Annotated in this window: 12 protein-coding genes and 1 pseudogene; 3 read left to right on the top strand and 10 right to left on the bottom strand. The window is 59.9% G+C overall.

Annotated features, from left to right (window positions below):
- Positions 1-6: 6 nt before the first annotated feature.
- Positions 7-195, bottom strand: a complete 189-nt coding sequence (gene bcsR, locus MMW58_RS01035; RefSeq protein WP_071844861.1) for a cellulose biosynthesis protein BcsR — start codon at positions 193-195, stop codon at positions 7-9.
- Between the two features lie 167 nt (positions 196-362).
- Between bcsR and bcsE the strand changes: the two genes are divergently transcribed.
- The 3 genes from bcsE to bcsG are packed head-to-tail and all read left to right on the top strand — an operon-like array spanning position 363 to position 3,789.
- The gene (bcsE, locus tag MMW58_RS01030; RefSeq protein ID WP_133600135.1) at positions 363-1,919 is read left to right on the top strand and encodes a cellulose biosynthesis protein BcsE; all 1,557 of its coding nucleotides are present in this window, start codon (positions 363-365) and stop codon (positions 1,917-1,919) included.
- Positions 1,916-2,113: a cellulose biosynthesis protein BcsF gene (bcsF, locus tag MMW58_RS01025; RefSeq protein WP_041143129.1), complete on the top strand. Its 198-nt coding sequence runs from the start codon at positions 1,916-1,918 to the stop codon at positions 2,111-2,113. Before bcsE ends, bcsF begins: the two co-directional genes overlap by 4 nt.
- Entirely contained in the window at positions 2,110-3,789 is a 1,680-nt protein-coding gene (gene bcsG, locus MMW58_RS01020) for a cellulose biosynthesis protein BcsG (protein WP_241722619.1), read from the top strand. Before bcsF ends, bcsG begins: the two co-directional genes overlap by 4 nt.
- A gap of 55 nt (positions 3,790-3,844) precedes the next feature.
- On the opposite strand, the gene MMW58_RS01015 is transcribed toward bcsG, so the two are convergent.
- From MMW58_RS01015 to dppD, 9 genes and pseudogenes are all read right to left on the bottom strand, one after another.
- Positions 3,845-4,846: a glycosyl hydrolase family 8 gene (locus MMW58_RS01015; protein ID WP_241722618.1), complete on the bottom strand. Its 1,002-nt coding sequence runs from the start codon at positions 4,844-4,846 to the stop codon at positions 3,845-3,847.
- A gap of 11 nt (positions 4,847-4,857) precedes the next feature.
- Positions 4,858-5,334 (bottom strand): cellulose biosynthesis protein BcsD, encoded by a 477-nt coding sequence (gene bcsD / locus MMW58_RS01010; protein ID WP_161795662.1) that lies wholly within the window; start codon positions 5,332-5,334, stop codon positions 4,858-4,860.
- Entirely contained in the window at positions 5,334-9,386 is a 4,053-nt protein-coding gene (locus tag MMW58_RS01005) for a cellulose biosynthesis protein BcsC (RefSeq protein ID WP_241722617.1), read from the bottom strand. The genes bcsD and MMW58_RS01005 overlap by 1 nt, the downstream gene beginning before the upstream one ends.
- Positions 9,383-11,773, bottom strand: coding sequence for a cellulose biosynthesis cyclic di-GMP-binding regulatory protein BcsB (gene bcsB, locus MMW58_RS01000; protein WP_241722616.1), 2,391 nt, complete (start codon positions 11,771-11,773; stop codon positions 9,383-9,385). Before bcsB ends, MMW58_RS01005 begins: the two co-directional genes overlap by 4 nt.
- The gene (gene bcsA / locus MMW58_RS00995) at positions 11,770-13,881 is read right to left on the bottom strand and encodes a UDP-forming cellulose synthase catalytic subunit (protein WP_133600140.1); all 2,112 of its coding nucleotides are present in this window, start codon (positions 13,879-13,881) and stop codon (positions 11,770-11,772) included. Before bcsA ends, bcsB begins: the two co-directional genes overlap by 4 nt.
- Before the next feature lie 19 nt (positions 13,882-13,900).
- Positions 13,901-14,693: pseudogene (gene bcsQ, locus MMW58_RS00990) on the bottom strand (cellulose biosynthesis protein BcsQ).
- A 1-nt stretch (position 14,694) separates the two neighbouring features.
- On the bottom strand, positions 14,695-15,279 hold the full coding sequence (locus MMW58_RS00985) for a cellulose biosynthesis protein BcsO (RefSeq protein WP_241722615.1): 585 nt from the start codon (positions 15,277-15,279) through the stop codon (positions 14,695-14,697).
- A 486-nt stretch (positions 15,280-15,765) separates the two neighbouring features.
- Entirely contained in the window at positions 15,766-16,779 is a 1,014-nt protein-coding gene (gene dppF, locus MMW58_RS00980) for a dipeptide ABC transporter ATP-binding subunit DppF (RefSeq protein ID WP_133600142.1), read from the bottom strand.
- The gene (gene dppD / locus MMW58_RS00975) at positions 16,776-17,759 is read right to left on the bottom strand and encodes a dipeptide ABC transporter ATP-binding protein (protein WP_041143138.1); all 984 of its coding nucleotides are present in this window, start codon (positions 17,757-17,759) and stop codon (positions 16,776-16,778) included. The genes dppF and dppD overlap by 4 nt, the downstream gene beginning before the upstream one ends.
- Positions 17,760-17,769 lie beyond the last annotated feature (10 nt).

Here is a 17,769-nt window from a genome sequence, read left to right as displayed (position 1 = left end):
TACTTTTTACTTTTTCTCTGCTAATTCTGCCAGTAGTGGCCAGCGTTTCAGCGCCGCAGCCAGCTGCTCGCGTCGGGAAATATCGTGGTAATCAATTTCAGGCAGGGAAAATGCCCGGCTTAGCGCCAGGAAATCATTTTGAAAGGTATAACCCAGCGTTGCATCTGAGGGCACTACAGGCTCTTTTCCTGGCATTTCACTGTCCATTCAAACAACACATAAATAATAACCGAAGTGTACAAGGCCATTCTTAAATGGCCCTATATGCTAAGACCGATGCTCTTTAATTTCAATGTTAGGTTTACTCTGCCGCTTTCGCTAGTAAACTAATCCAGTGTAAATCAGGGCTGGTGAGGGCCGTCGTGGATATCGTATATACTTTGGGTATTTCGTCATTATGGGACGAGGTCAGCCATATGCCCGTTGGCGGGGTATGGTGGCTCAACGTTGACCGCTATGTTGATGCGGTAAGTCTGCTCAACCATACGCTGGCCGCACAGGCTAAAGACGGCAAGGTTGCAGCGATCGTAATGGGTGAGAAACCAAGTAAAATCATTTCATTAGATAATAACAGCGGCCCGGAAAAAATTGTTTTATTTACCCTGCCGAACCTCACGGAAGGGTTAGAAGAAATGCACCGCGATTTACTTTGTTCGCTGGAACCTGGCAATTATCTATTTATTCTGCTATGCGCTGAAAATGCCTGGCAAAATATTAAAAGTGAACAATTATGCAAGTGGGTAGAAAAATCAGCGCGGTGGGCCAAATACCACAATTGCTCCTTACTAGTACTTAATTCGGGTAATGATAATGATAAGCAGCTGTCCCCGCTATTATATCAGTATCGTTCTCTTTCTGGTCTCGCCAGCATCCGCTATCAGGGCGATAACTTCCTGTTTGATATTGCCTGGTGGGGCAGTGAAAAAGGAATGAGCGCGCAGCAACAGCTGATTGTTTTACAAGACGAAGCCGGATGGCGGCTGGCGCAGGATGAAGAAACAATCGTCCAGCCGCGCAGCGATGAAAAGGTCGTATTAAGCAATTTACGCGTCCTTGAGGGTGCCCCGGCGCTGTCGGAATACTGGACGCTGTTTGATACCAACGACGCCGTGTTTAACGCCGCCAGAACGGCGCAGGCGGCAACCCTGCTGTTCAGCGTAACGCAAAATGTACAGATCGAGCAGCTGGGGCGCCATATTCACACCCTGCGCCGCCAGCGCGGAAGTGCATTAAAAATCATTGTCCGCGAACAGACTCCCTGCCTGCGCGCCACCGATGAACGACTGCTGCTCAGCAGCGGCGCGAATATGGTGATCCCCAGCGGCGCGCCGCTGTCGCGCTGCCTGACGCTCATTGAGAGCGTTCAGAAACAGAAATTTAGCCGCCATATTCCGGAAGACTTCGCCACCCTTATAGCCTGGAGCCAGCCGCTCAAGCTGCGCGGCTATCAGAAGTGGGACGACTTTTGCTCCGCGGTCTATAACATCATGGCCAATACCATGCTGCCTGCGGACAGCAAAGGCGTGATGGTCGCGCTACGTCCGGCGCCGGGCCTGCGCGTTGAGCAGGCGCTGACGCTTTGCAAGCCCAACCGCATGGGCGATATCATGACCATCGGCAACAACCGGCTGGTGCTGTTTCTCTCATTTTGTCGCGTCAACGATCTGGATACGGCGCTGAACCATATTTTCCCGCTTCCTACCGGCGACATATTCTCTAACCGCATGATTTGGTTTGAAGATAAACAAATTACGGCGGAGATTTTGCTGATGCGCGGCCTCACGGCGGATAAATGGAACACGCCGCTGCCTATTACGGTAGGCAAAAACGAGGCGATCAACGCCGCCCACGACGGGCGCAGCTGGCGCCGGATACCTGAGCCGCACCGGCTGTCCACCGACGTGGAGCAAAAATCATGATGTCTCTTAGCGATATTATTCAGCTGGTGGTGCTCTGCGCGCTGCTGTTTTTCCCGTTAGGTTACCTTACGCGCCACTACCAGCGCCGTATCCGCACCACCTTACGATTGATGTTCTTTAAACCCCGTTATGTTAAACCGGCTGGCGTACTGCGCCGGGATGCGACGGCTAAGCAAGGCAAAGTGAATAAATGACCAATCCCAAAACTACCGCAACGCCGCTTCCGCTCTGGCAATACTGGCGCGGCCTTGCCGGGTGGAATTTCTACTTTCTGGTGAAGTTTGCTCTGCTGTGGGCGGGATATCTTAATTTCCACCCGATGCTTAACCTGGTGTTTCTCGCCTTTTTGCTGGTGCCGCTGCCGAAGTATAAGCTGCACCGCCTGCGCCACCTGGTCGCGATTCCCTTCGGTATCGCGCTGTTCTGGCACGACACCTGGCTGCCCGGCCCGGAGAGTATTTTCAGCCAGGGCTCCCAGCTTGCCGGCTTTAGCGCGGATTATATCTGGGACCTGGTGACCCGCTTTATTAACTGGAATATGGTCGGCGCCTTCTTTGTGCTGCTGGTTCTGTGGCTGTTTATCAGCCAGTGGCTGCGCGTCACGGTGCTGGTCTCGGCGATGATGATATGGCTCGCCGTCAGCCCGCTGCTCCCCTCCTTTACCCTGTGGCCGGCCGGCCAGCCGACGACGGCGGCGGCAACCACCGCGGTCATCGCCGCCACCAACGCCGGGGGAACGGCGGCGGGTACCGCTTCCGCTAACGGCGATATTCCGCCGCAGACCGAACCGCCCACGTCCGCCAACCTCACCAGCTGGCTGAATGCGTTCTATGCCTCGGAGCAGAAGCGTAAAACGCCGTTCCCGCAGCAGCTGCCGGCGGACGCCCAGCCCTTTGATCTGCTGGTGATTAATATCTGCTCCCTGTCATGGTCCGATATCGAAGCCGCCGGGCTGATGGACCATCCGCTGTGGAAGCACTTTGATATCGTGTTCAAAAACTTTAACTCGGCAACCTCCTACAGCGGCCCGGCGGCGGTTCGTCTGCTCCGCGCCAGCTGCGGCCAGCTGTCGCATTCCAACCTGTATCAGCCGTCGGGCAGCGAGTGCTACCTGTTTGAAAATCTGGCGAAGCTCGGCTTCAACCAGCAGCTGATGCTGGGCCACAACGGCCTGTTTGGCGACTTCCTGAAGGAGCTGCGCAGCCTGGGCGGCATGCAAAGCCCGCTGATGGACCAGAAAGGTCTGCCGGTCAGCCTGCAGGCCTTCGACGGCTCGCCGGTGTATGACGATCTGGCGACCCTCAACCGCTGGCTGGAAACGGAAGATAAGCAGGGCGATGCGCGCACCGCGACCTTCTACAACATTCTGCCGCTCCACGATGGCAACCACTTCCCGGGCCAGAGCAAAACGGCCGACTATAAGGTGCGCGCCCAGAAGCTCTTTGACGAACTGGACAACTTCTTTACCGAGCTGGAAAAGTCGGGCCGTAAAGTTATGGTGGTGGTGGTGCCGGAGCACGGCGGGGCGCTGAAGGGCGATAAAATGCAGGTCTCCGGCCTGCGCGACATCCCAAGCCCGTCGATCACTAACGTTCCGGCGGCGGTGAAGTTCTTTGGCATGAAGGAACCGCGCCAGGGCGCGCCGCTGGTTATCGATCGGCCGAGCAGCTATCTGGCGATCTCCGAGCTGGTGGTTCGCGCCCTCGACGGCAAAATGTTTACCCAGGATAACGTGAACTGGCCGCAGTACACCGCCAACCTGCCGCAGAGCGCCGCGGTATCGGAGAACGCTAACGCCATCGTCATTCAGTATCAGGGCAAACCTTACGTACAGCTGAACGGCGGAAGCTGGGTTCCGTACCCGCAGTAAAACGAAAAGGCCGCAGGGTTTCACCCCCGCGGCCCGTTCAGACGCCGGTCGTTGCTTACCGGCGGTCGTTATTCGCCAGCCAGACCAGCATCTTCAGGCTGGCAGAATAATAATCATCCTGCGCGCTAAGCTGCGGATCGTCCTGCGCTTCACCGGTGGACAGGTCGCGAACGGCCAGCAGGCCGCCGGTCATAAACCACGGGGCCACGTCGTTGGTATTGACGTTGACCCACGCCGGAGTCTGCAGCCGCGGATAGCTCTGAAACCAGCTTTTCCACGGCGTCAGCAGGGCGCTTTGCGGATCGGCCCAGTAGAGATAAAGCGGAATGCGAATCGCGTCGTAGCTCATCCGCGGCGGCCACTCCTTTGCCGGCTCCATTCTGCCGTCCGCCCTCAGCGCCACCCAATCGCTGGGCAGCTGCGCCTTACCCCACGCCATTTTACCCAGCAGCGCCTGCCCATCGCTCTGCAGCTTACGCCACGCGGTCAGGTGCGTACGCGCGGCAAAGGCCTGCCATGCGGGGAAAATAAAATAGGAGGGATTGAGGTTGACGTGATCGTTGCGGTTGAAGCCCTTCGCACCGGGCAGCATCACCTGATGACCGGCAAAGGTGATGACTGTAGACTTCAGCAGTGACGCGGTGATGGCATCTGAAGCGATACCGTAGGATTTCTCCCCCCACTGCTGCTGGGCGCGCAGCAGCGCCCACGCGATCAGGGTATCGCCGTCGGTCGCATCGTTTTTATCCGCAATAGGGTCCGGCGCGACGGGGTTGTAGCGCCAGTAAAAAAGCCCGTTGTCTTTATTGCGCAGCGTTTTATCCGTCCACTGCCACAGCTTATCAAAGGCAGGGCGGTCGTTTTTGGCGACCGCCAGCAGCATGGCGAACCCCTGCCCTTCGGTATGGGAAACGTTGCCGTTGCCGGTATCAACGATTCGCCCATCGGCCATCATAAAACGGGATTTATAGCTTTCCCAGGCGGTATCTGCCCACGCGCGGGGAAGCACCATCATCGTCGTCGTAACCATGACTGCGACTAAAGCACGCAAGGACATAAGTGCACTCGTTATGGATGAAAGTAGAGAAACTGAACGTCAGACACAGAAAACAGCCGCTCACGCTGTAACACAACGTGCGCGCCGCCGCCCTGCCCCCTCAGCCAGCGGGAATAAAGCCCTTCGAGTATGGCACAGAATGCATTACACCAGCGCACGCGGCGCGCTTCGTCGCGGCTGACCGGCATCGCCCGATGGCGCAGCCGCAGCCCGTCGTCGCCGACGTCAACGCTGACCACGCCCCACTTGAAGCGGCTCAGCAGCTGGTTGATATTGGCCTCCAGCTGGCCGACCGTCTCCGATTCCGGCAGAGGATAGTTGTCCGCCAGCTCCTCACCCATCTGGCGCAGAAAGGGCTGACTCTCCAGCTCGCCCGCGTTGCTGAGCATGCCATCCACCATCACGATCAGCAGATCGAACCATCCGGCAGGAGTCTGCTGCTGCTGAAACCAGGCCAGCGCCTCGGCGTTATTATTTTCCGTCATGATCAGTTATCTCCTAACATATAGCGGATATAAAGACCGGCGGTGCTTTCGTTGTAATCGCCGAAGGTGTCATAGCCTACCTGGCCGCCAAGCGTCATCTGTTTGTTTACCTTGTAATCCGCGCCGGCGCGCAGGGTGTAGCCAATGCCGCTCTTCGAGGTTGCCGAGTAGTAAGCTTCCTTGGCGAACCCGTTCGTGACGGCGGTTTCCAGGGTCCGCTGCCACTCGGAGTTGGTCGGGAAGTAGGCGCTCTTATCCTGGCTATAGGACTGGTAGCCCACCGAACCGCCCAGCTTCATCGTCCAGTTATCGTATTTCTCCGTCAGGTTGACCGGCAGCGAGACGCTCACGTAGTTTTGCGGGCTGAAATAGCCCCCCTGACCGTAGGTGAAGTAGCTCAGGTTTTTCGAGTAGTCCATGTAGCTCATGCTCAGGCCGGTCTGCAGCTGCCGATACTCGTCGTGGTAAGGCCGCAGATAGACCCCGGCGTTGGCGTTAACGCTGGTGTTGCTGGCAACGTTGTCGCCAATATAGCTATAGCCTCCGCCGCCGACGTAGAAGCCGGCGTCGCCGTCATCGTAGCTCAGCTGCAGGGTGCCGCCGTTTTTGGTCACCTGGCCCCAGTTTTTCCCCGAGTAGGCGTCTTTAAGGCCGACGTAGGAGAGCAGGCTGTCGGTCAGCGAGCGGCGCTCGCCGGTGAAAATCAGCGACAGATAGTTGGTCAGCTTCGGCGACCACTTCACGCCCCCGACGACGGTGTTCAGATCCTGGCCCAGCGGGGTGCTGCCGATGTCCACGCGGTAATCATCCCCGCTCAGCGCCAGCGCCAGCTCGACGCCGTTGGCCTTCTGCGCGTCCGTTGAGCCGCTGGCCTGGTCGACGTTCGGTTTCCGGCTGGAGGCGGCCAGATAGCTGGCAACCTGCCCGGAATCATAGGCTCCCAGCTTCGCCAGGTTCTCCATGCCGCTGCGGGTCGTGGCGTTAAAATCGGAGGCGTTCAGCGTCCCCAGCGAGCTCAGCGACGAGGCCCCTGGATTGCTGGCAAAGTAGGTCTCCTGCTCGGTGGGCGTCATCGCCGCAATCGCCGCCTGCTCGCTGGTCACGGTACTAATCATATTGGAGACCGCGTTAGAGAGCGGGTTCGCGCCGTAGCGCCGCCACGCGTCACCGGTCGCAGTCCCGGCATTCAGCGTGATCGGCGTGACCGTGAAATCAAAGCGCGAATCGCCAAACGGCGACGAGGACCAGGTCAGCGGCGTTTTCATTTCCGTCAGCTTGCTGGTACCGGATTCGCCATCGCGCCCGCGCACCTCCATGCCGCCCTGCAGCCAGCTGCCGGTTTTTTCCTGCAGCGACTCCATCATGGTATCCACCTGACGCAGCATGCGGGTCTGCGCGGTTTCTACCGGCAGGTCGGGGCGCTGGATCCCCGGCAGCGAGGTTCCGTCTCCCGTCGACACCTGCGCGACCTGCCACGGCATATACTGCCCGTAGGTGGAGGCCGTGCGCGTCGCCGTCGGCGTGCGGGAGACGCCCACGAAGGGGTTATCCGCCGCCAGCACGCCGCCAACGGTCGGCGTTTGCGCGCTGTTGCTGCTCTGTAAGCCCAGCAGCTTGCCGCGCGCGCTGCGCAGATAGGTCATCGCCTGCTGATGGTTACCCTGCGCCTCTTCGACCCGCGCCAGCAGCAGCAGGCGGTCCGGCGAATTATCCTGACGCAGGCCGCCGGCGAGCTGCTCCGCACGGCGGCTATCGCCGGACGAGAGCGCAACGTCAATCGCCCCGCTGCGCGCCGCCTGATCCGGCGTATCGCGGGTCATCAGATAGTCGTAAACCACCCCGGCTTCTTTGTTCATTTTGCCGCTCTGGTAGAGGCGCGCCATCGCGAACATCAGGTCGGTATTTTGCGGGTCGCTTTGCATCGCGCCCATCAGCTTGTCGTACGCCGCGGCGTAGTTCCCCTGCTCGCGCAGATGATCCGCTTCGTTGATCACATAGCCGTTGCGAATGCTCGCCAGCTGCGTCGGCGTACTGCTGGCCTGCAGCTGCGGGTTGGTCAGCAGGTTCTGCGCTTCGCGGGTCAGACCCGCCTGATTCAGCACCGTCACCTGATCGGCATAATCACCGGCGTTGCCCGAGATCCCGCCGCTGATGTTGTTGCGTACCAGCGAGACGGCGGTCGTGACATCGCCGCTCTGCGCCAGCAGCCGCGCCAGCTTGCCGACGTCCGCCGGCGATTTCGGCGGCGTGGCGGCCATCGCCCGCAGGGTGTTGGAGGCGGCAACCGTATTGCCCTGCGCCAGGTAGTTTTGCGCCGTCACCAGCTGCAGGTTGTAGTTCACCCGCTGATGGAGATCGCGCATCTGGCTGGTCTGGCTGGCGGCGGGAATACGCCCCAGCAGCGTTTGCGCCTGCTGCCAGCCGCCGTTTTCACTGGCATAAAGCGCCGCGGCGTACAGCGAGGTGCTGCTGGCGCCGGGACGCCAGGCCGCCGCCATCGTCGAGGCGGCCTCGCTCTCGTTGCCCGATTTTTGCAGCAGCCGGGCTAAATCAAGCCGCATCCAGGCATCATCCGGGTAGCGGGATACGCCCTGGCGCAGCAGCGCGATGGCGCCGCTCACGTTGCCGCTGCTGGCCTGCTCCTGCGCCTGCCGGCGCAGCGAGTCGCCCGGCATTCCGGTCACCACGCGCGGCTGCAGCTTTTGCTGCAGGCTCTCCGGCAGCGTGCGCAGCATCGCCTGCGCCTCCGCCGTTTTATTCTGCTCGCGCAGAACGTAATAGAGGCTCTCCCGCGCCGGGCCGTTTTGCGGCTGCTCGTTGAGCAGCGAACGCAGCGTCTGCTCGGCCTGCGGCAGGTCTTTGTTATGTCGCAGAACGTCGGCGCGGAATAGTTTTGCCGAGGTGCCTCGCGTCCCGCTCTGCTGGGCCAGCGGAGCGGAAAGCGCCAGCGCCTGGCTGATATTGCCCTGCTTATAGGCCTGCTGCGCCTGAGCCAGCTGGCCGTAGAACAGCGCATCGGCAGCCTGCTGGCGCCTCGCGGCGGAATCATCGCCGCCGAGATCCGCCGCCCGGGTCAAATACTGCGATGCCGCCTGGAAATCGCCGTTACGCTGCGCGATGTAGCCCATGCCGGCCAGCGCATCCGCATCCTGCGGGTTGGTTTGCAGCACCTGTTCAAACTGCTGCTTCGCGGCGGTGGTATTGCCGCTGTTGAGGTTGGCATACCCCTCCCCGCGCGCCTGGCCGCTGAGCCGCTGGCGATAGTAGTTCTGCACCTCGGTATCCTGCGGATGACGCTGCATCCAGGTGTCGTAAAACTGCTGATCTCCGGACTGTGGCCCCAGCCACAGCAGCGCCTGGCGCAGCCCGCTGTCGGCATCTTTGCTGCCGCTGGCCATCGGCTCCAGCATCGCAATCCCTTCCCGGCGGGTATCCTCACGCCAGGTCAGCGCTTTACCCAGCGCCACCCGCGGCGCGTTCTCCTGCGGATGCTGCGCCACGTACTGGCGCAGTTCGCCGATCGCCTGCGCATAGAGCGCTTTATCGCTGGCCATCGTCATGTAGTATTCGGCCGCCAGTCCCGACGGAGGGACGTTGCCGTTAAACATGCTGCGCCAGGTGGCGAGGGCGGCGGGCACGTTGCCGCTGCGCGCCTGCTGCCTGGCGAGACTCAGCTGCCCCTGCGGCACCTGGGTCATTTTTTTGGCATTGTCGAGCTCCTGCAGGCTGGCGCTGTTCGGCGAGGTTTTCGCCAGCCGCGCCCGCCACTGCGCCGCCGCCTGAAGATCGCCGCCCTGCTGCGTCCAGAGCGCCATCAGGTACAGCGCCTGAGTGTTGTTGGCATCCACCAGCAGCACCTTTTGCAGCGACTCCATCGCCAGCTCGTCGTGGGATTTTTCATGCCAGTAGTTGGCCTGGGCAAAAAGCGCCTGCAGCGCGGCATCGTTGCTCGCGGCAAGGGCATCGCCGAATGCTCCTAGAGTCAGCGCGCCTGACAGGCAGAAGGTCGATAGTCTGCGGGTTGCCCTGCTATTCATTTTGATCGCTCGTTTCATTGGCCATCCCCCGAACTCAAACGCTTGCGAGCATGCCGTTTAAACATGGCGGTTAACGCCAGGCCGATTATCGATGTGGCGAGAAGCCCGAGGATCGCCAGCAGGCCGGAGTGCTGGTTAGCGTACCAGATAGCCATCATGTACCAGGGCATCTGCCCGCTTGGGAACGGCGTGCTAACCTGGAAGCTGCGTACGCCGTTATCGCTGGTGATCACCGCCGTATCGCCCCGAATGCCGGCGTTGATCCGCGGCGAGTCGAGGTCGCTTTTCAGCCTCGCGAGCTGATCGTCATTGCTGGCCATCGCCACCACCACCGTACGCTGGGAATTCCACGGCGAACGGTAGCTGATAAAGCCGCGCCAGGCGCTGCTGGAGGAGAAGTAGCGGTCGGCATCGACGCTGGCGGAGGTCCAGTCGCCGGTCAGCCAGCGCTGCACCTTCGCCCAGCCTCCCGACTCGCGGACGCTGAGCTGGTTATCCACCGGACTGTACGGAGAGTTCGCCAGCAGGCGCTGGTTAAAGGTTTTCTGGTCAAGGGCGCTGACCGCCAGCACGTCGCGATCCCGCAGGTACTGCAGGCCCGCGCCGCCCTCAGGAACCCCCAGCACCACCCGGTTGTTGGCCAGCGCCGTGCCGGTGGCGTTACCCGAACGCGCGGCCAGGTTTAACAGGGTCGCCACCTGCGTATCCGACGGCTGCTCCGGGAGCAGCAGCACGGTTTGCGAGTAGTCCGCCAGCCGCGAGAACGGGAACGAGGCGCCGACGAAATAGGAGAGGTTCGGCAGCAGGGAGAAGTGCCGGGTGTTGCTCAAATCAATCCATGAGTCGTCGGTAATGCGGCTCTTGATGTTGTTATTCAGCAGCACCGAGCAGGGGGCGTTATCCTTCGGCACCACGTTGAAGTAGAGCGAGAGCTGGTTATCCCCGTAGATCAGGTAAGGCGCCAGCGGGATGGTAAAGCGCTCCTGGCGGGCATCGCCGCCCAGGTGACGCCACAGCTTCTCCAGCGGCCCCTGCTTGTTCATCGACAAGTTGTTCAGGAAGGTGTTGTTCAGCGTGACGCTCAGCAGCGACTTGTCTTCGTTGATCCAGCTTTCGGACGGGAAGCGGTAGCTAATCTGCAGGGGAATGGTTTCGCCATCCCACAGATAGAGATCCGGCGCCGCACGGAAAGCGACGCGCAGCGGTTCATGCCACACTCCGCTCACCGTCGGGCTTTGATCTTTACGCAGCAGCTCGCTGATTTTGACCGGCCGATCGGTTGGGATCCAGCGCGGGGCGTCGTACGGTTTACCCAGCGGAATAGCCTGCGGCTCCACCGTCATGCTCGCGGTCTGCGGCGCAATATTGCCGCGGGTCAGCCGCCAGGCCGCCGCGCGCAGCGCCGCATCGTTCTGCCCGACGATCAGCAGCAGCTTGTAGCTCGGGTTGCCTGGGTTATCAACGACCTGCAGCAGCGGCCTGTCGGTTTGCGGCAGGGTCAAACCGCCCACCTGGTCGCCCGGATGGCCGATGATAATTCCGTTTCGCTCCGGCAAACGGTCGCGCAGGGCGTTGAAAGCAATCCCGCGATAGTCCGCCTGAATACCCAGCCATGACGACAGCAGCGCCGCCGTGCTGAAGATATCCGCCCCCGCGTTTTGCGGGTAGGCGACCGCGATATCCGCCGGGGTCATCTGCATGCTGTCGAAGAACGGCCGCGGGAAGAAGCTCAGGTCGTTGCTGATATTCAGCGGCTGGCTTTCCCAGCTAAAGCGCGAGGCGGGTAAAACGGTGATGCCGGAGGCGTCGCGCGCGTTGAGCAGACACTGCATGGCGTCGCCGTCGTTCACCTTAAAGCTTAAATTATTGCTCGAGACCATCAGCGCGGCCGGGATATCGAGCTGGAAGTGCGAGATATCCGCGCCGTCCGTACCCAGCGGTACCGTACCCAGCGGCTGGCCGTTGAGCATCAGCTGCAGGGTGGCGTTGCGGGCGGCCATCTCCGGAGAAACCCGGACGTCCAGCATCAGCTCAGCGTGGGTGACCACCTGATCGGAGGGCAGCGTAAAGCTCGCGCCGCCCTGCAGCTGGCCGCCGCTCAGCATAATGCCGTCCGGCATCCCCATTTGCGCCAGATTCAGGCTGCCGCCGACGATCGGCGTTAGCGGCACCACTTCCGGAGCGGGGTTACTGACCGGCGGCATCGCCGGCAGGGAAGCCGGCTCCGGCGTCGATTCGGCTTCTGCCGGCGTCGGCGCCGCGCCTTCATCAGGCGCGCTATCGGTCGCCGCGTCCGGCAGCGGGAAGTTCAGCGGAGCCGAGGGTTCGGCCGGGGCCTCTTCGCTATGCAGCGGGGGGGCCGAGAGCATCCCCGCCAGCAGGGCAAGGGTCGTTAATCGCTTCATAGCTGCCCCTCCTCCTGCGCGCTCTGCGCAGCAGAAGGTTGCCGACGGCGATCGCGCCGCGTTTTCCAGGTCAGCCAGAAGAGCTCAAATACGCAGCGCAGAATAGTGGCGAAAGAGCGGAACGGCTTATCCTGCGGACGCGGCGGATTAATCCACGCGTCGGCGCGGGCCAGCACCACGCGCACCAGCTCGCGGCGCAGGGAGAGCGGGATATTTTCATCAAACTTGAGGCGAATAAAGCGCGCATCCGCGGTGACCTGCTCGGCCGGAATAGAGATAGCCCCTGACTGCAGAATCAGCTCAATCTCTTCGATTTTATCCTCCAGGTGGCGATCGTCAGGCACGGCGATACGACAGCCGCCCATCGACAGGTCGGCGGTATGGCTGCGGGAGACAATGCCGCTGGCATAGTGGATGAGCACCGGGATATCGACATCAATACGGATCGTTTTACGCACCTGGCGGGTTTCCCGCGCCACCGCTATCGCCGCCAGCAGGAAGATCAGGCTGTAGATCCCCCACCCGACGTTCAACGCGATAACGTTGGGATCGGAGCCGAAATAGTCATGGCCGATGGCGCGCACCAGGCCCACAACGACACCCACGCCCAGCAGGCAGGCCACCACCAGATGCGGCCTGACCACGGTAAAGTCGAAGTAGCCGACGTCCAGCAGGCCGCCTTTATCGGTGACGTTGAATTTGCCGCGTTTGGGGAAAATCATCGTCACCAGCGTCGGCAGCACCAGGTGGAATGCCAGAACGATGTCGTAAATTTCGCCCCAGAAGCTGTAGCGGTAGCGGCCGTTCATCCTCGAGCCAACGTAGATGGCGAGGAACAGGTGCGGCAGGGCATACGAGACGATCAGGCTCGCCGAGGAGTAGATAATGTTCAGGTTAAACAGCAGGTAGGCCAGCGGCGCGGTAACAAAAACCACGCGCGGCAGCGCAAACTGGTAGTACAGCATGGCGCTGAGATAGCACAGACGCTGCTGGATGGTCAGCCCGCGGCCAAAAAGCGGGTTATCGAGGCGGAAGATTTGCGTCATACCGCGCGCCCAGCGGGTTCGCTGAATGACGTGCACCACTAAGCGTTCGGTGGCTAAACCGGCCGCCAGCGGGATATCGAGGAACGCCGATTTCCAGCCCAGGCGCTGAAACTTAAGCGCGGTGTGCGCATCTTCGGTGACGGTTTCTACCGCAAAGCCGCCAATCTGCTCCAGCGCTTTACGGCGAATAACGGCGCAGGAGCCGCAGAAGAAGGTCGCGTTCCAGTTGTCGTTGCCCTGCTGGATTGGGCCATAAAACAGCATCCCTTCATTGGGAATATTGCGCCCAACGGAGAGGTTACGCTCAAACGGATCCGGCGAGTAGAAGTAGTGCGGCGTCTGCACCAGCGCCAGCATCGGGTCCTTGAGGAAGCCGCCCACCGTGGCCTGCAGGAAGACGCGGGTGGCGACGTGGTCGCAGTCAAACACGCAGATAAGCTCGCCCTGGGTCAGGGTCATCGCATGGTTCAGGTTGCCCGCTTTGGCATGTTTGTTGTCGTTACGGGTGATATACCCGACCCCAACGTCGGCGGCAAACACCGCAAACTCGCTGCGCTTACCGTCGTCCAGCAGATAAATTTTCATCTTATCCGCTGGATAATCAATGCACTGCGCGGCCAGCACCGTATCGCGAACCACCTCGAGCGGCTCGTTATAGCTGGGGATATAAATATCGACCGTCGGCCAGGTGCTCATATCGTCCGGTAGCGGGACGATTTCGCGCTTCAGCGGCCAGACCGTTTGCAGGTAGTTCAGCAGCAGCATCACCCAGATATAGACTTCCGCCAAAAACAGCCCCATCCCCAGAATCGTTTCGATTCCGGAGTTAAAATGCAGGGTTTGCGTCAGGCGGAAATACATATAACGAGTCGACATCAGCAGCGAAGTCACGACCATAATGACGGAAACGCTGCGATTCTTACTGAACCCCATTAAGAACAGAATGCCGATACTCAACAGACCAAAAATATACTGCTTTTGGCTGTCCATCGGCGTGATAACGACCAGTACGGCAACCGGCGACAGCAGCAGTACCAGCAACCAGAAAAGTGACTTTTTCATTCAGCAGCCCTGCAATAAGTTAAAGCCCTGACATGCGAGGCTGGCTGTGCACCGTGCCGTCGCCAATATTGATACCCAACAGCGCAGAGATTTTTTTTGCAATGATTTCAATATCAAAGGCGGCTGCAGAGGATGAACTAAAGTCGAGAATCGACTTTTGGGAAGCATTTGCCTCTACGACGCTTTCATCACGGTGGATAATGCCCAGCAGGCGGTCGCTCAGCTTCTCCTCCATTAGCGCAACCACGTCGCGACTCACCTGGCGGCGAGTATCGCTCTGGTTTATCACGAAAAAGTGTCCGAGCTTGTGATTAAGCTCACCGCCGGTTAAACGCTGCTTTTCCACATGGGATAGCGTTGACATCGAGGCGGTGTCCGCCAGCAGCGGCACCAGGTGCAGGTCTGCCAGCGGCGTTAACGCCGTCAGCGCCGGGGAGGGACCCGGCGGCAGATCGGCGATAATAATCAGTCCCGGGTAGTTGAGCAGCGCCGACAGCCCGCGCGTCAGGAAATGCGGATCGCTGGCGAGCCGTTCGTCAAACGCCTGACGCTGCTTTTCGGTGACGTCGCCATAGGGCAGCACGAAGATATTGCTGCCCGCGCTGAGCACACACTGGCTCCAGTCGTGCAGCTCGAGCGACTTCGCTACGTACCCGCGCTCATCGCTAAGCGGGACGCCAAAATGCAGGCGCAGCGCGTTCTGGACGTCAAAATCCAGTGCCAGGACTTTGCTACCCGCGCGCGCCAGCGAGTAGGCCAGATTTGCTGCGAGGGTCGTTTTTCCTACGCCGCCTTTTGGAGAACACACGCAAATCAGCGGCATGTCGCAATCCTTTCTAAAAGAGATTTAAGCGGCTGATCTTTATCTTTAGCCGCAGGTTCAGCGACTTTCGTCGCAAATAAGTGCGCATAGCCTTCCGAGGCTGGCCGCGGTGCCGGCAGCGGACGAGGCGCAGCGGATGGCGGCGGGCTCATTGCCGGCGCGGGCGCTGTAACCGGTGCAGGGGCGGGTATCGGCGCGGCAGCAGGGGTCGCCGGCACCGGCTCAGCTGGGGCAGCGGCCTGGGCAACCGGGGACGGAGCAACGGCAGCCGGCACGACGACAGGGGCCGCGGGAGGCGGCTCTGGCGTCAGGATCGGCGGGGTTGGCTCGGGAGCGACCTGGGCTGGCTCAGGCTCAACCCACAGGAACGTATCCGCGGGGACCTGCTGCGGCAGAGGAAGCGATACCGATCCTCCCATTGCCAGCGAGGACTCTTTTTCTCCAGGCGCAAGCTGATTGAGAATGACCCAATCTCCCTGTTCCCGAGCGGCTGATTGTGATGAAAGGTCCTTGAAATGAAGACTTTGTGTACGAGTCTTTTCCTTGAAGCGCTGCAAATCATCATAATGGTTCATAGATAACCCCATGATTTTAAATTCATTCTATTTTAGCTGTTTTTATTTGGACCCTATACCTCTAGAGCATAGTGTATTTTATTGTTTTTCATAAAGTTAAGTTGATCAGGACGATCGGCTATGCAACGGCTTTTATCTGGATATGGGTTAGAGTGGCTTTAATGCACTGATAGTTATGCGGTTACCCTATCACTTCTTATATGAAATGATAGCTCCATTTTTTAGGAGGTATCTTAAGGCGCCGCACACATTCACCTAACCAATGAAAATAACCAGTTTTTTATTCCGACCTTCAATATACAAAAAGCATAATAATCATTAAATTGACGCTGAATTATATATTTTAGACTTTTTATAGATCTCTATATATAAGTCGAATGACTGATTCTTCTAAGAGCAGGGGGCGCCTTTTTCGGCGCAAGAAAGGGGGAAGCAGAGCAATACGCCGCTGCCGAAAGCATTCGTCCTTCGGCAGCAGCGGGGTCATTACAGGGGGCGTTTTTCCTGGTTTTCGTCCTGGTCAACGGCAAAGCAGGCCACCAGCTGGCCGCCGTACTCCTTCAGCTGCGGCTGCAGCTGGGTGCACGGCCCGAAGCGACGGCGGCAGCGGGCGTTAAACGCGCAGCCCGGCGGCGGATTCAGCGGGCTTGGCAGCTCGCCGGTCAGCTTAATGCGCTCCCGGCGATCGTCCGGATTCAGACGCGGAGTAGCCGACAACAGCGCCTGGGTGTACGGATGCTGCGGGTTGCTGAAGATCTGCTCTTTCGAGCCTTTCTCTACGCAGCGCCCGAGATACATCACCATCACTTCATCGGCGATGTGCTCAACAACCGACAGGTCGTGGGAGATAAACACATACGACAGCCCCATATCCTGCTGCAGGTCCATCATCAGGTTCAGCACCTGCGCGCGCACCGACACGTCCAGGGCGGAGACCGGCTCATCGGCAATCACCACGTCCGGGTCGAGCATCAAACCACGGGCGATAGCAATACGCTGACGCTGGCCGCCGGAGAACATATGCGGATAGCGATCGTAGTGCTCGGTTTTCAGCCCCACTTTCGCCATCATCGCCAGCGCTTTCTCGCGACGCTCCGCCTTGCTCAGCGACGTGTTGATCTGCAGCGGCTCTTCCAGGATCTGCCCCACCTTTTTACGCGGGTTCAGCGAACCGTACGGGTTTTGGAACACAATCTGGATTTTCTGCCGACGCAGGCTCTGCGCCTGGGGATCGTGCTTCAGCAGATCCTGTCCCTGGTAGTACAGCTCGCCGCCGGTAGGGATTTCAATCATCGTCAGCAGGCGGCCGAGGGTTGATTTCCCGCAGCCTGACTCCCCTACCACCGCCAGCGTTTTGCCGCGTTCGAGGGTAAAGGAGACGCCGTCCAGCGCCTTAACCAGCCTTTCAGGGGAAAATATCCCCTTCTTCACCGGGTAGTATTTTTTCAGATCGATGGCCTGCAACAGCAGCTGTTGCGCGGTGGCCTGTTCGGTACTCATAGGGTTGGCCTCCCGGCATCATCGAGTGGGAAGTGGCATTTGGACTGACGTCCGTGGTCCACCAGGTTCAGTTCTGGCTCTTCGCTGCGGCAGCGGTCCGTGGCATACGGGCAGCGCGGATTGAGCAGGCAGCCGTTCGGGCGGTCATATTTCCCCGGAACCACGCCCGGCAGCGACGCCAGCCGCGCCTTATCCTGGGCAAACTCCGGCAGCGCGCGCAGCAGCGCCTGGGTATACGGATGGCGCGGCGCGCGGAAGATATCCTTCGCGTCGCCGGCTTCCACAACCTGACCGGCGTACATCACGATAATTTTGTGTGCCGCTTCGGCCACCAGCGCCAGATCGTGAGTAATCAGGACCAGCGCCATATTCTCTTTCTGCTGCAGATCCAGCAGCAGCTCGATGATCTGCGCCTGGATGGTGACATCCAGCGCGGTGGTTGGCTCATCGGCAATCAGCAGCTTGGGCCGACAGGCAATGGCCATCGCAATCATCACGCGCTGGCTCATCCCGCCGGAGAGCTGGTGCGGATAGACGTCGAGGCGCGATGCCGGATCGGGAATCCCCACCAGCGTCAGCAGGTCAATCGCCCGCTGAACGCGCGTTTTTTTATTGCCGCCCTGGTGCACCTTGATGGCTTCCATAATCTGGTAGCCCACGGTATAGCACGGGTTGAGGCTGGTCATCGGGTCCTGGAAGATCATCGCCACTTCGGCTCCCACCAGCTGGCGGCGCTCTTTTTCTGAAATACGCTTCAGATCGCGACCGTTAAACTCCAGCTTGTCCGCCATCACCCGGCCGGGGTAATCAATCAGCCCCATAATCGCCAGCGAGCTCACCGATTTACCGGAGCCGGATTCACCGACAATGCCCACCACTTCGCCCTGATTTACGCTGTAGCTCACGCGGTCTACGGCGCGGAACGGCGTCCCTTCGTCGCCGAAGTGCACCGATAATTTATCAACATTCAATAACGCCATCTCGAACCTC

This window comes from Klebsiella sp. HC6 (assembly GCF_022605325.1).
GTDB classification, from domain to species: domain Bacteria; phylum Pseudomonadota; class Gammaproteobacteria; order Enterobacterales; family Enterobacteriaceae; genus Klebsiella; species Klebsiella terrigena.
This window is presented reverse-complemented; position numbering and strand designations above follow the sequence as displayed.